Source organism: Staphylococcus sp. OJ82 (assembly GCF_000294465.1).
GTDB classification, from domain to species: Bacteria; Bacillota; Bacilli; order Staphylococcales; family Staphylococcaceae; genus Staphylococcus; species Staphylococcus equorum.
Genome location: NZ_ALPU01000020.1, coordinates 1 through 16,402, shown reverse-complemented (window position 1 = coordinate 16,402; position 16,402 = coordinate 1). Strand labels below are relative to the sequence as shown.

Genomic DNA, 16,402 nt, shown 5'->3' with positions numbered 1-16,402 from the left:
GATGGGTTTAAATACATTTTTTTAATCAGTTACGTAATAAGAACTAGGAATATCTAAAGGTTCTTTAAAACTATTAATATTTAACAACTTGAATTATTTTTATAAACTTAATCGTCTTCATCTGGAAAGTCATCTTCTTCTGTTATATCAATTTCATCAAAAAATTCATTTTCAATGGTTAAATCATTTTTGTCTATTTGATTTTGTGTTAACAATTTAAAAGATATCCAAAGGAGTATATTTAAAAAAATTGTAATAATAGAAAATTTAAAAAAGTTCATTTTATCACCGCGCTTTTCTCTTATTAAAGATGTATTTAATTTACATGGTCCACTTTATTACAGTTTTTCCCCACGAAGTAGATAAATCAGCTTCGAATGCATTGATTGCATCTCTAATTGTCCTTACTTCAAATTCTTGCCCTTTAAGTAAAGATAATTTTTCTACTACATCTGGGTTTTTTATATATATGTTAACTATATTTTGAAAGTCTTTAGAGCCACTTCTACTACTGCCAATCATTGTTAATCCTTTCTCCAATATTAATCTCGTATTGATTTCAACAGGGTATTCGCTTACACCTAATAAAGCAATACTCCCTTCTGGTGAAATCAAGTCAATTATTTGGTTAATAGCTGATTGACTGCCTTTCCCTCCGACACATTCAAAAGCATGATCAATTTTTAAAGTTTCTGGAATATTATTAATATAAATAATATCATCAACAAAAGAAAAGTGACTTAACTTATAATCAGTTTTACCAAAAGCATAAATTTTGGCTTCGGGATAAAGGTTACGTAATAAAATTGCTGTTATATACCCTAAATTGCCATCACCCCATATCCCAAAGGAATTAGTTTTAGAAATGGATTTGTTTTTAAAACGTTGTATAGCATGCCAGCTAACACTAACTAATTCAGAATATGACAAAACACTCATATCTAAGTCCTCAGGAATTTCTACGACACGATCATGATCCATAAATACGTAATCTTGCATGAACCCATCATAACCACTAGATCTAAATTTACTACTAGGTAAATAATTTTCATTTATAATATTATCTTTTTCCACAGGAGTATTAGGTACCATAACCACCTTAGTGCCACTATTATAGATTCCTTGAGAGTCATAAACAACTTCTCCTACTCCTTCATGCGTTAAGGCCATTGGCAGTTTTTTGTTAAGAACTTGCTCATCTCTTTTTCCTGTATAGTAACGTTGATCTGCAGCGCAAATAGATAGATATAAAGGTCTAACAATAACTTTATTACTTTTTATATTTTCATTACGATAAGTTATTTCAAACTGACGTGGTGCTACCAATTGATAAACTTGGTTAATCATCCGACCACCCACCTTTTATAATAGAATTAGCTACTTTTAAGTCATAGGGAGTTGTAATTTTTATATTATATAACTCGCCATTTACTAGTTTTACACTTTGATTTGAAACGACCATTATTTTGCAAGCATCTGTTAATACTTTTTTATTATCATCAGATAGATTGTTATAATTATCTATCAAAGAACGAATGTTGAAAGATTGAGGCGTCTGCCCTTGAAACATTTCATTTCTTAATGGAATAGATTCTATATCTTCTCCATTTTTTGAAGTGATTATTGTGTCTATAGCTGGAATAACAGTATCTACAGCTTTATTTTGAAGCACAGTTTTTATATTTTCGTCAATAATCCGTCTTGTTAAAAAAGGTCGAACAGCATCATGCGTGACTATTACATCGTCATTTGTTATTACTTTATTTTTTTCTATATTATCAATAATGTTCATAATAGTTTCATTTCTATCTGATCCACCTTGAACAACTTCAAGACGAGAGTCATCTAGATTAAATTTATTCAAGATATCTTTTGTGTGTAAAACCCATTGTTTGGGAGTAGCAATAAAGATTTTATCAAATTCTTTAGTTAATAAAAATTTTTCAACTGTATGTATAAGAATAGGTTTGCCATCAAGATCTAAAAATTGTTTAGGTAAAGGGACATTCCCCATTCTAGAACCAATTCCTCCAGCTAAAATGCCAGCGTATATCATACTTAACTCCTCCTTAAAATACTCTTTAATTTAAGATCCAAAAATATTTCTAACTAATCTTTCGGTAGCTTTACCATCTAAGTATTTAAAATATTTATTTAAAAACAAATCTATTTTATATTCTTCAAAATCTTGATTTTCAATTGCTCTCATTAAGTCATTGAAGTTCTGAACAATTTTTCCAGGAACAAAATCAGTATAATTTATATAAAAATCTCGAGTTGCGATATAATCTTCTAAATCAAAAGCATAAAAAAGCATAGGTTTTCTTAATAAAGCAAATTCATAAACGATTGAAGAATAATCACTTATTAATAAATCTGCAACAAATAATAAATCATTCACTTCTGTATAATCATGTACATCAATTAAATACTCTTCATATTTTTTAGGAATTTTTATATTATTTCTAACTAATGGATGCATTTTAAATAAAATGACAGCGTCATTATCTTCTGCGTAATGAGCCAATCTATCTAAATCTAATTTAAAAAATGGATAAAATGCAGTTCTATGACCATTTCCTCTAAATGTTGGTGCGAATAATATAATCTTTTTGTCTTTTATATTAGGGTATTTTGAAAAGACTCTTTTTTGACTTAGTTCTTTATAATTTTCATCGAAAAAGACGTCTGTGCGAGGCACGCCAGTAGGTATAACGTTTTCATCTTTAATACCAAAAGCTTCACCATAAATTGGAACATCATGTTCCGAAGCAACAAAAGATTTAGTATAATATCTGTGATTTTTATAATGATAGAAAAAACCGCCTTTTTTACCTATTCTACTAAATCCGACAGTTTTAAAAGCCCCTACTGCATGCCAAACTTGAATAATTTCTTGTTTTTTTCGAAATTTCAAACCTATCAACATAGGATGATAATCATCAAGAAATATATAATCTGATTTTCCTAATAGTAAGGGGAACATTACCTTACTAAGCATATTTCTTCTTTCAGAAACATGTGGTTTGAAAATAAAATGAAATTTATATTTTTTATCTAAATTTCTTTCTATCATTTTATCGTACACAAATTTTAAATTTCCAGATAACTTTGCTCTAGAATCAGAAGTAAATAAAACTGTATTACTTTTTCTCATATTCAATAATTTTGAAATGTTAAAAAGAGTTTTAAAAGCAAAATTTCTAATTATAAAAGAATTTTGATGATATTTTTTAATGATATTTCTTTTCTTTTGTTTTAAAAAACTAGGTTTAGGTTTAGTCATTTTAAGAGTAATATCTAATACAAATTCATTTAAATCTCTTGCAATATTAGGCGTCACAGTGTAAGTTGTTTTTTTGGATTTACCACCATGTCTAAATATTACTCTTGATTTTAGTAATAAATAGTTTGCTTTTTCATTTTCTGTTTCTAAATAATTAAAATTTTCTAATTCGTTTTCTGTTAAATCATAAAACTCTTTATCTAAGAACTCTTGAGATAATTCACCAATATTTTTTTGTTTATTTTGTAATACAATTAAATATCTATTTGAAGGTAAATAATTACCATCATTTATGTTCACAGTGCTTAATCTTAATCTAAACCTATTTTCGTTTATGTATACATCGTTAGGTTCCAATGTTAAACTTTCGGTAGGATTTTGAATATAAAATGTACTTTTGTTTAAATCAATATTCTTTACATATCCTTCAATATATAATTGGACTCTTTCCCAATAAAAATTTGTGATTATTACTTCTGTTTCCATTTCCATAAAGATTCTCCTTAATTTGTATTCATACTCGTAATAGTATATGTTTAAACATAAGTTTTCAAGATAATTCTAAAGACGCTGATTATATGTCTGTTTTTAGTTATAAGGTACACAATAACTCATGTTACCTTATTATTTTGAATATAACTTATTATACAAATAAACTTTGAAAAAACAAAATAATAATCTTTTTATTAACAAACATTCATTGAACTTTTAAAGGAGGATTTTAATGAGACGTAACGTTTACATGGTAATGCATGAAGTAAATATGAAAAAAGGTGGTATAACAACAGCTGCTTTGAATAGAACTAAACTTTTCCAAAGAAAGGGATACGAAGGAAATCTATTAACTTTTGATTTTAAGCCTAATTATGATTATATAGAAAGAAAAATGAAAGAGATAGGGAAATTAGGTGAAAACTCTCGAATAATAAATATGTATAGCTTTTTAAAAGAGCATAAAAAAACATTTAAAAAAAACATTTATATTCAGGCTAATGAAAATATAATTTGTAATATTTTAAAATATTACAGAAAGTATATAGAGGCAGAAAATATTGATTTATATGATTATGAAATTTCAGTTATAAAAGATAGTTATATCTTATTAACAAATAATACAAACTATATAGAAATCAATCTTTTTGAAAATGTTGTACAACAAATAAGTATTACTGAAGAAAACAAAAAAAGAGTAGAAAAGTATTTTACAAATGACGGATTCTGTTATTTAAATAAAACAATAAATACCCTAAAAAACAAAACCGAAAATATTAATCTAAATTATTACAAACATTCTTTTTCATTCGAAAACGAAATAGGATTAGAAAATTACTTTATAAATTTAATAATATCCGAAGACAATAATAAAAATATCGAATCAATATTTATTATTGATGGTCAAGGAAGTTTAAGAAGAGCGTTAAATTTATCAGTTAAAAATTGTAAAGTTTTCTTTGTGTTACACCTTAATCATTTTTTAAAACCATATAATAAAACATCTAAAATGGATCCGAAATTAGAAAAAGTTTTTACCCATATTAAAGATCTAGATGGTTTAATTGTTTTAACTGAAAAACAAAAACAAGATGTTGTTAATGTGTTTGGTCATGAAAATAAAATTTTTGTAATCCCTAATTATATAGCTAAAAACAAATTAGAGAATATAAAAAAAGAAAACAAAAACTTAATTATTATATCTAGGTTAGTTAAACAAAAAAGAATAGATAGAGCATTAAAAGTTTTTCAGATGGTTAAACAAAAGGTTCCTGGAGTAAATTTAAAAATATTTGGTGATGGACCAGAGAAAGCAAATTTACAAAATATAATAGATAAAAATGATTTAAATAATAGTGTTACTTTGATGGGGCACACTAATAGAGCAATGAAAGAATATAAAAAAGCTAATATTAATATCTTAACATCTGAAACAGAAGCGTTTGCATTAACTATTGTTGAGGCAGCATTATGTAAGACCCCGACTGTAACATTTGATATAAATTATGGACCTAGTGATTTAATTAAATCTTATGTTAATGGAATAATAGTTGAAAATGAAAAAGAAATGGCTCAATCTATTATATATATGTTAAAAAAGACTAACAAGACTAAAAAAATGGGACAAGAAGGTCATAATATATTCTCCAAAATATATTCTTCTAAAAATATATTTAAAAAATGGGATTCAGTTTTTAATCTAAACTGATAAAATTTCAGGGTATAAGCCTCTTTACAAATAAAAAGCGGTGATTTTTATTTGTTAACTAAAAATCACCGCTTTTTATTAATTACATAAATTCATCAAAAAATTATTCATTTTGATGATAATATTGTAAGGCTTTTTGTAAAAAGTACCAATAATTATTGGTTTCAAAATTTATAATGTTATCAAATTTACTCTCGCCCACCAATCTTTTGGCTTCTCTTTTATAAGCTGTAAGTATTGTTTCTTTGTGTTCTTCGTTAATAAAACTATTATTTTCATTATATTTATTTATTGCCACTATTTCATTTAAGGTTCTAGGAAAAGCTGTAGCATGTGGTAGAATGTTTGTGTTTATATCTAGCTTTTGTAATATTTTAACCTTGTTTTCATCATTAACTATTTTCTTTTTAATAATAATTGAATTAATAGTCTCATTTTTTTGTGATTTATTAATTTCTGAAATCAAAAAAGAAGGTGATTTTGGGTTTTGGAGTTCTCCACATATATATAAAGAAGAGTTATCAAAAACTTTCTTTTCTACTACATTTACATGTTGATCGTTATCAAAAAAGAACCAAGAACTAATATCTTGTGCTGAATGGCCTTGATCATATAAACAAAACCTGTCTTTTGCTTGTAAATATTTATTACTAGGTTGTGTTTCCTTTAACCCTTTTTCAACTTGTATTTTTAACTCTTCACTAGTTTTAGCAATAAAACCTGGAAGTTCGCTAGTGTTTAAATTCAGCCCTCTATTTTCTGAATATTCTTTTAAATCATATAGATAATGTACTATTGGTCTTTCTGTAGCTATGAAGTCAAAAAATACACTTGAATAATCTGATATTAGTAAGTCCGTAATGCTTAAAAGTTCGTTAGTAGAAATGCTATCTGAAGGTAAAATAATATTAGCAGGTATTTCTAATTTTTGTATTAAATTATTAGTTTTTGGATGCCCTCTGAACAGGACATAAGCACCCAAAGAAGACAAACTAATTAAATCATCTACTAACTTGTTTCCATCAATTTCATTATTTTCGACGTCTTTTTCTCTCCAAGTGGGAGCGTATAATATCACTTTTTTATTATTTTTAATTCCCAATTCTTCTTTAATATTTTCTTTCTCTGTTTTAGAAGCATTCAAAGTGATATCTATTCTTGGATAACCCGCTACCGCCATTTGTCCAGTGAATATACCTTCAATACCATAAGCAGATTTGATTTTTTCAACCATAAAATTATTAGGGGAGAGTATGTGTGTGGCTTGTAATAAATTTCTTGTAGCTCCTGCAGCACCTATCAATTCATTATTATTATCTCTACCAACAGTTTTATAAAATATACCGTGTGTTGTTTGTAAATATTTCTGTTCGTCTTTTCTAACAAAATAATTTTCAAATCTAGAATCACAAATAAGAAACTTAGCCTTACATAAATACTTCATATAAGCATCTGAACCTTTTTTGACAAATATTATATTATCTTTATTTCTATATTTGTCAGGAACAGAATTTAAAGAATTAATTGCCCATATATGCACAAAGTTTTTAAAGTCTTCATGTTCATAAATATATTCAAAAACCCCTGCTGGGTTGCCCATTATTCTATTTCCATTCATACTTTCATAAAATACCATATTGTTATCTACTTTATAATATTCAAAAAAAGTGGCATATCTAACGGATTTATTTTGAATAACGTTATCGTAATTATTTTTAGTCATTTTGCTTGGCGCTCTGAATATTTCTGCTTCTAAAAATTTTTCTAATGCTTCCGCATTTTTATGTTGTTTTTTTAAAACATATGCTAATTTTCTATAATTATTTGGCCTATGCATTTGTTGTCTTTCAATTGCTTTTTTATACCATTTTTCTGCGTTCTCAAAATCATTTATATCTTCATAACACTGAGCTAGTGTATAACATTTAGGTGAATAGATTTTATCTAAATCTAAAGATTTCTCAAAAAACTCAATAGCTTCATAATATTGATTTGATTTTCTTAATAATTCTCCTATTTTAAAATAGATATCAGCATTTTTTCCATTTAATAAAATACTCTTTTTATAAGTCAAGATGGCAAGAGACAAATTCTTTTTATCTATATGAAGTTGAGCCATGCTATTTAAATTATCATCCTTATATTTACTTAACTTAGCTGCTTTTTCAAAATATGTTATAGAATTTTGATCGTCAACATCGTATTTAATACAACCAAGATGATAATATGCGTTAACTAGTTGTTCATTGTTTAATGCTTTATCACCTGTTTTTATAGCATATTCATAGAAAGTTATTATTTCTTCATTTGAATAATTCTTTGTTTGATAAAGAAGCTCAGCTAATTGATAACTTGCTATAGGATCCTCGGGGACATGATTAAGGTAACGTTTTAGAAAATGGATTGCTTTTTTATTTTCTACTTGATATTGACTCAATTGAGCTAACATCAATATGGCTCCAGTATGAGAAGGATTAAATTCTAATACTTTTTCAAAATATGTTATAGAATTTTGATCATCGCTTTCATATTTAATACAACCAAGATGATAATATGTATTAACTAATTGTTCTCTGTTTAATGCTTTATCACCTGTTTTTATAGCATATTCATAGAAAGTTATTATTTCTTCATTTGAATAATTCTTTGTTTGATAAAGAAGCTCAGCTAATTGATAACTTGCTATAGGATCCTCGGGGACATGATTAAGGTAACGTTTTAGAAAATAGATTGCTTTTTCATTATCATCGTTGTTTTGATATAATTTAGCCAATATAAATGTAGCTTCAGCATGAGAAGGATTAAGTTCTAATACTTTTGTTAAATGATTTATCAATTTCCTTTCATTATTAATCTTAATTAAGCGTGATCCTTTTGTTTTAAAATATAAATCACCAATTTTATTACGAAACATCAAAATCCATCCTTTTATTATAATAAGTTAATTATAAATAAATATTATCATATTTTGACAGGTATTAGTAGTTGTGTTTTTAAAACCTCTTTTAAAGCTATGACGCTTTTCCTATATTGTTACTTACGCCTTTTATTTATTCTATTAAATTATTAAAGTAAATCAATAATAATATTTGTAGACAGTTAATATTTTCTCAACAAAAAAATTATAAAATTAGTAATTGATATTGGAAGTCTTTTATTTTACTAGGTTCAATTCAATTGTTTTGTGCCCTCTTTACTAAGGAAGTCAAAAGAAACGCTATAAATCATGTTTGGAAATGGTTAATAAGCCGTTAAGACCTAAAACACGCCTAATTTCATTAAATATTTTTGTCCCACCTTTTATATTTTTAATATTGAATTTTACTTTTTCTGCTTTCATATTATCTTGTAATAAAGTTTTTCCATACTTACTCAAATCATTCTTCGACCAATTATCCATAGTTATTACCTTAGACCCAGTTTAACTGCTGAAATAGCTAAAAGTCATCGACCAGTTCCAACATATAGTAATTTGTCTCTCGGACTTATCCGACCTATATCTAAAATTACTTCTCTATATATTATTTTAATTATTGTTGAATATAAAACGCACTTTATAAACATGTAAATAGAAAACTAAACAAGCATTTAGGCATATAGGTCGTTCACACACTTAATTATAAAATAAGTATTATAGGAAGTTAAAACTATGATAGATACAATTAAAATAGAGATCGATGGGCCTGTAGCTGCAAGCAAAATCCAAATTATTGAAAAATTAGTTAATACAGGCTTCTTGCCAAGCGAGAGGATTATTGGCGTTGAAACAGTCGGCTGTCAACATACAGCGATTCGTGAAGATACTTCTATGAATTTTCCAGCCAATTGACAAATTAAAAGAACGAAATGATGATATTGAACTTATCTTTGTTGAATCAGGTGGAGATGACTTAGCTGTCACATTTAGTCCTGAATTGTAGATTTTTTAATGACAAAAACTTAAGCTATTTAAAATAAACTGATTCAAAATATGGCCTTTTCTTTCTAAAATATACGTAACATCATCGTCGATTAGCAGAAGTTACGTTATAAAATAAGCACTACAAAATCACAAACTTGTAGTGCTTTTAGTCTTTCTAATTACCAAACAATCTGCTCCAGAAGCCTTTTTTAGGTGGCTTTTCTTCTCTCTCTTCGCTTTCACTATCTATTTCTTCGAATTGTTTATCGTCTTTTGCGGATGGTTTTTCGTTGAGATTTTCATCCTTTTTCTTTTTAAGTATATCTCTATGCTGCACTTCTGTGGGTTGTTTCCACTCTTTTTGTTGATTAAAATATTCAGCTTTTTGCACATTAACATTTTGTTTATCATTAGAAGAAGTATCAAAGAAATAATTAAGCTGTTTTTCTTCCTCTAATTGATTTTCTAATTTTTGGATTTTTTTATTACTTTCTAAAGCTAGTATTTGTTGGTTTTCTAGCAATCTATTCAGTGTATTTATCTGTTCTTCATCTCTATTTAACTGTTGTTTGTATATATCTAATTGGTTATATAAATGTTTGATCGTCTCATCTTTTACAAGATTATCTTCATTGGGATTAGCTTCTTCTTTTTTTTCATTATCAAAGTAATAATTTTTGTTTTGGTTTTTTTAAATTCTATTTACCACTATAACTTCATCTTCATCTGATAAATAGTTTACATTATCAACCTTTTGAAAGTTCACACTTGCTTTTTTGGCATTATTGTAAACAGTCATTTTTGTTACATTTAATTCATCTGCAATTTGTTTCATACTCTTCATATAAAACCCTCCATATATCTATATATATAAGGTTTATACCTTTATACATCTATTATACTTGTAAATATAGCATTGTAAAAACCATTATATATATAACTTCGCATAGAGCGTATAACAGTTATTTATATGATTATACACGGTTTATACTTGGTGTTAAAGAGTTTATATAGAGGTGTATAACCCCTTGTATAAACTGATTATATAGATGTATTTTGCTTTAAAAAAATGCATACATTCAAATGCGTATAAATAATCAAACAAATCTTTCGAAAGTGCTAATATAAATATATAAAGAAATCTGACTATGGGAATAGTCAGATTTTCTCGATAAAAAAAGTGCTTGTTTATATAGTTGTTATATTCTTATTATATATTAAGAATCATTAGTGAAAGTTTAATACATATAAACATGCTTATAGCTTTTTATTACCTCTTTTTAAAATTTAAGTGTGAAAGATGTTTTTTTTTATGTCCAACTTTAATATTAAAGAAAGCCAAAAAGAGAAATTTTATCAATTATCCAACATTTTTAACTTTAAAGATTTTATCTATTTTTTATTCGTCTGTATAATAACAGATAAAATTATGGTTAAAATAAATATCAGTATAGTTGTAAAAATAATAATTTTATTATTAGGATTTTTATCTTCTTGCTCATCATATTCTTCTAATTCTTTAATTCTTTGCTCGTCTATTTCAACTTCTTCTCTTGAGCCTAGCTCATTATCTAAGATATAGGGTTGTTGGTCTTTTACTTTCATAAATTTTTTCTCCTTATTATTAGAATAGCAAAGACACCTAAATCTTTCGGTGTCTCAGTTTTTTAAATTTCATTTTTATTACATTCGGCTAAGCAGTTCTTTTTTTATAATAATCAAAGCATGGTTACCTTTTGAGTTGATGTTTTCCTGAGCATTTAGTATTAATAGATCAATTAAATCGTCGTTATCTTTTTGACTTATTTCGTCTTTGAATTGATCAATATTTTCTATTAAAATTTTTTGATTGGGTTGCTGCTTGTCTATAGTGTAATACTGGTCAGCGCCCAAACCACCCTCTTCAATCATTTTCGATATTTCATTAGATCGTGTTTCATTTGTTTTGCTTATTTCTATTTCTTTTTTATCAGAGTTAACCATTACTATCCCCCCCTATATGCCCATCATACACAGTGTAATAATACATATTTAAAATAACAATAACTCTGCTCACTAACAATTTACTGAGGGTTTAATAAATGACATTCTTGGTATCGCTTACATAGATGGTTATTATTAGAATTCATATCAAAGAGGCACCATTGGTTGACCAAGGTGCCTCTTAATCGTTTCAAAAACAAATTTCATCTTAATAAGGATGGTTTCTAGTAATTAATTATTATTATAGCTTTCTAAAATATAAGGTTTTGCTTTTTCAAAATCATTATTATCTTTTATAGTAATAGATAAATTTCCAGTTCCATAATGACCAATATTAGTTACATCACGAGTGAAACCTTTTTCTAATTTCACACTATCTAAATTAACTTTTATATAAAGAAGTATTTTATTTTGAGAAGGTAATACTTCTATACACACGAAATTTTTAATTCTTTTAAATGCAATATAAAATTTTAACTCTTTAACTTGGACATCGTCACTTAAAGCTAAAAGATAATTATATATTTCATTATATAAATCATTAATTTGCTGATTTGCTTTATTAATATTTTCGGAAATAATTGAAGTATCCTTGTCAAAATCTGGGTTTGTTTTTTTATTTATAATTGTTTTTTCTTTATGTAAAGTTGAAGCGTTTACTAAATCTAACATAAATAGGTTTTCTTCAAATTGTTTATATCTGTATAATTCAATATTTCTATTTATTTGCTGTACTGCATGTGCATCATATTTTGTGAATCCACCTGCTATACATAATAATCTGGGTGTCTGCCAATCAATTTTGTCAGCAGTATTTGTATTTAACTTTTTCATCACAAGTAATTCAAATTCTGCTTTATGATCCATTAACCAATCTAAATAAAAAAGACCTTGATTAATTACATTTTCATTTGTTGCTCTTTTATATTCTAAAATAACAGGAGAATAATTCTCATCAATACCTAAGGTATCGATTCTTCCAGCATGTTTTTTGCCCGTAGAATACTCGGATGCGAGGAACGAAATGCCCAATAGATTTTCAGAATTATTTTCTATTACGGTTTGAAGAGATTTTTCTATAGCCATTGATTCTCCATATAATTCATATGCTATTTCGTTATTCAGTTTAAATAATTTTACATCTCCCATATATACTCTCCTTTATTTAATAAAACATATAGTTAACATAATAGGATGTTCCCAGATGTAAACAAACATCTTCTGTTATATGATTTTTATGTATTAATTTATGGTTATAAAAAGACTCCTTTTAAATAAGGAGTCTTTTAACTGATATAAAATAACAGTTATCTAAATGAAAAATCAGTTTTCAATCACTACTTAAATTTCGAGTTCTACCGTGGTTTAAGTAGAATATTGCGACCTAATTTATTTGTTTCTTAAAATTGCAATATCAATGTGTCGTATAACATTTTATTTATTAATATAACCCTTTTAACTCATTACTTGTATCAATAAATATATTTTTAACTTGTTGATAATTACTTAAGGCTTCTTTATATGTTTCTCGGTCCAATACCTGATTTTTATAACCACCAAACGGCGCGCCTTCTGGCACTTGATTATATGTGTTAATCCAAATGCGACCTGTTTTTACAGCTTTCGCAATGTTTAACGCACGTGTAATATCTTGGGAGAATACGCCTCCTGCTAAACCATACTCAGAATCATTAGCAATTTTAATTGCTTCTTCGTCATCTTTTACTTTTATAATTGTTAAAACAGGACCAAAAATTTCTTCTTGAGCTAATTTATCAGCATTATCTTTAACAGCGATTAATGTTGGTTCTAGGAAGTAACCACTATCTAAACCATCGTTAGTAATACGTTTACCCCCTGTGAGAATTTCAGCATTAGATTGTTCTGCATAAGTGATATAAGATTGGATTTTTTCCATCTGTTCTTGGCTTGTTTGACTACCCATTTGTGTTTTTTCATCTAATGGGTCGCCTATTTTAATATTTGAAAAGGCCTCTTTTAGACGTGAAATTAATTTATCATATATACCTTCCTGAACCAGCAGACGAGATCCAGCACTACAAACTTCCCCTTGGTTAAATAAAATTCCAAGTTGTATACCTTCAACTGCTAAATCTAAATTAGCATCATCTAAGATAATATTGGCACTTTTACCGCCAAGTTCTAAAGTAGCTGGTACAATACGTTTTGCACCGGCTTCAGCAACTTGATATCCCACATTTGTTGAGCCTGTAAACGAAAGCTTGTTAACACCTTCATGATTAAAAATAGCATTGCCTGATTCTGAACCTTTACCTGTTACTACATTGACTACACCTTTAGGTAAAATTTCTTGGAAAATTTTAGCAACTTCCAATAAACTTAAGGGTGTTGAGGAAGAAGGTTGAATAACAATTGTATTACCTGCTGCAATTGCTGGTGCTATCTTCCAAGATGCTAATAACATCGGGAAGTTCCAAGCTACAACTGCCCCTACGACACCAATTGGTTCGTGGCGAATGATGCTCATTGTGTCTTTATCTATATCATTGACAGAACCTTCATGTGTTTCGATAACGCTTGCAAAATAATTAAAGTGTCTTGCAGCGTATGGTATGTCAATACCTGAGGTTTCACGGATTGGTTTACCATTATTTAAGGTTTCGATTGTTGCAATTTTTTCTTTATTTTCCATCATTTTATTACTAATTTGTCTTAATAAATTAGCACGTTCTGTTTTAGATGTTAAACTCCATGACTCAAATGCCTCTTGAGCTGCTGCTACAGCTGTATCTACATCTTTTTCATTAGCTTTGGTAATATGTGATAATGTTTCTCCTGTCGCTGGATTTTTAACTTCCAGTGTTTCATCACTATGCCCTTTCACAAATTCTCCGTTTATAAACAAACCGTAATTCTCATCCAAATAATTTTTAATATCTACTGTCATTTGAATCTCTCCTTTGTTTTAAAACTTCTTGTGGCTTAGTTACCTTGTTGTTATTTTAGTATAACTTATATTGTAATACTTATTAAATTTTTCAACCGTTAACTATTTTAATTTGAAAAAGTTTGAGCTACTTTATTTAATTTTTCTGGTAGATTATTTGCATCCATATGAACTTCACTAAAATGCATTTTATTTGGCGTATCATTAATTTCATTTAATACCTTTTTAACTCTGAACTAGTTGTGACGTTATTTGTTTTAACATCATTATAAAGTGCTGTTTTACCATGAATCTTACGATCAATTTTATAACCATCATTGTTAATGATAAATATAACAGGAATTAAATGTTCACTAATAATTGTTGATAAGGCTTGTACAGTTAATTGTAATGCACCTTCACCGATTAATAACACATTTCTACGATGTTTATCTGCAATTTTTATACCAAGGGTGGCTGGTAGTGTATATCCTATTGAGCCGCATAATAAATTTATTATCTTTATATAATATTAATATTTAATTAAAATATATAAATTCTTCATAAGGCAAATTAAAATAATGTCCTAACACTTCTGCTTCTATTTCTGTAGGAGTTTTTTCTCCCTTTTCAAATTGCCATAATCTTTTTTCATCAAATGATAAGTCAGAAATTTTATTTAATTCATCTTTAAGTTGTTTAAGTGTTAGCTCATGTCTTTTTCTTAAATTAATTAATATATCCATTTATACTCTCTCCTGTTTTATAGTAAATATGAATACAACTTTGATTGCATAAAAAGTTATTTTTAGACTTATGCAAGTCTCAAGACTATCATTTCTGATTTTAAATATATGAATCATATATTTAATCACATCATCTTATACGCATATCTAAATTTAAAACTACAGTTAGAAATATTTCTAACTGTAGTAAGTGTGTAATTAAAAAGTTATATGGGGGAGCTTTATTTTATTAATACCTTTAATTTATCTAAATTAAACCTAAATTTACATAATCGATGATTATCAGAAGTTACAAAAAATGCGTCACTAGTATAGTGACGCATTTTAGCATTTTCTTTATTTGAAAAGTTACTATAAATTAACTTTTTAATACTTATTATTTTCTAAAAATTCTTCTAAAACTTTATCAATTATTGATTTTATAGACGTATCTTTATCTAACGCCATTTGGTTTAGCCTTTTCTTAATATCAGTATCTACTCTCATTGTTGTACTTTTAGATATAGGTCTATAATTCTCTGTGTATTTCACTTCCGAAGTATCTATATTATCTAAAAATCCAGCCATACATTTCATTCCTCCTCAATTAATTTAATTCTACTAACTAATTCTTCATATACTTTGTTGAACATATGTATGACTTTTTTATCATGCATATCTTTATCTTTTATCCCATCAGCAGCGAACTTTTTTATTCTTTCTCTTTGATATATTTGGTGTTCAAATAACGCTTCAGAAAACGCAGATTTAGACATCTCTAATATTTGTTTATCTACTCGTCCATTTTTTTTTATTAATACTGGAACTGCACCAACTAATTCAAATGGTAAATCTGACTCTTTTTTTCTATCTCTTAGAAAATTAACAAAAGAAAGACTGCTCTCATAAGCTGATTGTTGTGTTTGAAATACCATTAAAATATAATTACTTGCGTAAACAGCATTATTAGTAAAATCTGAATTTATAGTAGGTGGCACATCTATAAATACATAATCGAAATCATAAATTTTTTCAATTTTTTCTACCACATTTTTTAAAATATATCTTTTTTTCAAAATGTCTGTTTTTGAAATAATATCGGATAAATTAGCCAAAGACGAATCAGCGGGCAATAATGATAAATTAGAAGTTAATCTAATGATACTTTCATCTATATTTCCACTTTTTAGCATATTTATGAATGAAAGTGATTCCTCTTTAAATTCTGGATAAGTTCTTTTCATAATTTGAGTAGCGTTACCTTGAGGATCAAAATCTATTAAAAGAACCTTTTTGTTATAGTTTTCAGATGCAATATAAGAAAGTAATGTAGATACTGTAGTTTTACCTACGCCACCTTTAAAATTTCCAACTGTTATTATATTCAAAATAACCCTCC

14 protein-coding genes and 2 pseudogenes are annotated in these 16,402 nt (G+C 27.2%); 2 read left to right on the top strand and 14 right to left on the bottom strand.

Annotated elements, in window-relative coordinates:
• Nucleotides 1-321: 321 nt before the first annotated feature.
• From SOJ_RS13680 to SOJ_RS13670, 3 genes are read right to left on the bottom strand one after another with little or no spacing between them, the layout of a single operon-like run.
• The gene (locus tag SOJ_RS13680) at nt 322-1,347 is read right to left on the bottom strand and encodes a ribitol-5-phosphate dehydrogenase (protein WP_002508722.1); all 1,026 of its coding nucleotides are present in this window, start codon (nt 1,345-1,347) and stop codon (nt 322-324) included.
• Nucleotides 1,340-2,056, bottom strand: coding sequence for a D-ribitol-5-phosphate cytidylyltransferase (locus tag SOJ_RS13675; RefSeq protein WP_002508721.1), 717 nt, complete (start codon nt 2,054-2,056; stop codon nt 1,340-1,342). Before SOJ_RS13675 ends, SOJ_RS13680 begins: the two co-directional genes overlap by 8 nt.
• A 30-nt stretch (nt 2,057-2,086) precedes the next feature.
• Nucleotides 2,087-3,778: a CDP-glycerol glycerophosphotransferase family protein gene (locus SOJ_RS13670; RefSeq protein WP_002508720.1), complete on the bottom strand. Its 1,692-nt coding sequence runs from the start codon at nt 3,776-3,778 to the stop codon at nt 2,087-2,089.
• 232 nt (nt 3,779-4,010) lie between these two features.
• Between SOJ_RS13670 and SOJ_RS13665 the strand changes: the two genes are divergently transcribed.
• Nucleotides 4,011-5,486 carry a glycosyltransferase gene (locus tag SOJ_RS13665; RefSeq protein WP_002508719.1) on the top strand — a complete coding sequence of 492 codons (1,476 nt, stop codon included), beginning with the start codon at nt 4,011-4,013 and terminating at the stop codon, nt 5,484-5,486.
• A gap of 103 nt (nt 5,487-5,589) precedes the next feature.
• On the opposite strand, the gene SOJ_RS13660 is transcribed toward SOJ_RS13665, so the two are convergent.
• Nucleotides 5,590-8,400 (bottom strand): CDP-glycerol glycerophosphotransferase family protein, encoded by a 2,811-nt coding sequence (locus SOJ_RS13660; protein ID WP_002508718.1) that lies wholly within the window; start codon nt 8,398-8,400, stop codon nt 5,590-5,592.
• Nucleotides 8,401-8,703: 303 nt separating this feature from the next.
• On the bottom strand, nt 8,704-8,886 hold the full coding sequence (locus tag SOJ_RS13655; protein ID WP_002508717.1) for a hypothetical protein: 183 nt from the start codon (nt 8,884-8,886) through the stop codon (nt 8,704-8,706).
• A gap of 249 nt (nt 8,887-9,135) precedes the next feature.
• On the opposite strand from SOJ_RS13655, the pseudogene SOJ_RS13650 reads away from it, so the two are divergent.
• Nucleotides 9,136-9,403: pseudogene (locus SOJ_RS13650) on the top strand (GTP-binding protein); the annotation flags it as partial.
• 159 nt (nt 9,404-9,562) lie between these two features.
• On the opposite strand, the pseudogene SOJ_RS14290 reads toward SOJ_RS13650, so the two are convergent.
• The 9 genes and pseudogenes from SOJ_RS14290 to SOJ_RS13605 all read right to left on the bottom strand — a co-directional run bounded on the left by SOJ_RS14290 (nt 9,563) and on the right by SOJ_RS13605 (nt 16,391).
• Nucleotides 9,563-10,231 (bottom strand): annotated as a pseudogene (locus SOJ_RS14290) (DUF536 domain-containing protein).
• A gap of 548 nt (nt 10,232-10,779) precedes the next feature.
• Nucleotides 10,780-10,992, bottom strand: a complete 213-nt coding sequence (locus SOJ_RS13640) for a hypothetical protein (protein ID WP_002508713.1) — start codon at nt 10,990-10,992, stop codon at nt 10,780-10,782.
• A 78-nt stretch (nt 10,993-11,070) separates the two neighbouring features.
• The gene (locus SOJ_RS13635) at nt 11,071-11,370 is read right to left on the bottom strand and encodes a hypothetical protein (RefSeq protein WP_002508712.1); all 300 of its coding nucleotides are present in this window, start codon (nt 11,368-11,370) and stop codon (nt 11,071-11,073) included.
• Between the two features lie 231 nt (nt 11,371-11,601).
• Nucleotides 11,602-12,519, bottom strand: a complete 918-nt coding sequence (locus SOJ_RS13630; RefSeq protein WP_002508711.1) for a DUF5655 domain-containing protein — start codon at nt 12,517-12,519, stop codon at nt 11,602-11,604.
• A gap of 292 nt (nt 12,520-12,811) precedes the next feature.
• Nucleotides 12,812-14,299 carry an aldehyde dehydrogenase family protein gene (locus tag SOJ_RS13625; protein WP_002508710.1) on the bottom strand — a complete coding sequence of 496 codons (1,488 nt, stop codon included), beginning with the start codon at nt 14,297-14,299 and terminating at the stop codon, nt 12,812-12,814.
• 214 nt (nt 14,300-14,513) lie between these two features.
• Nucleotides 14,514-14,738 (bottom strand): thiamine pyrophosphate-dependent enzyme, encoded by a 225-nt coding sequence (locus tag SOJ_RS14775; protein ID WP_238536971.1) that lies wholly within the window; start codon nt 14,736-14,738, stop codon nt 14,514-14,516.
• Between the two features lie 79 nt (nt 14,739-14,817).
• Complete coding sequence (locus SOJ_RS13615; RefSeq protein WP_002508708.1) at nt 14,818-15,024, bottom strand: hypothetical protein; 207 nt, start codon at nt 15,022-15,024, stop codon at nt 14,818-14,820.
• Between the two features lie 366 nt (nt 15,025-15,390).
• Complete coding sequence (locus tag SOJ_RS13610; RefSeq protein ID WP_002448025.1) at nt 15,391-15,591, bottom strand: hypothetical protein; 201 nt, start codon at nt 15,589-15,591, stop codon at nt 15,391-15,393.
• Between the two features lie 5 nt (nt 15,592-15,596).
• Complete coding sequence (locus SOJ_RS13605; protein ID WP_002448023.1) at nt 15,597-16,391, bottom strand: ParA family protein; 795 nt, start codon at nt 16,389-16,391, stop codon at nt 15,597-15,599.
• Between the last annotated feature and the right edge of the window lie 11 nt (nt 16,392-16,402).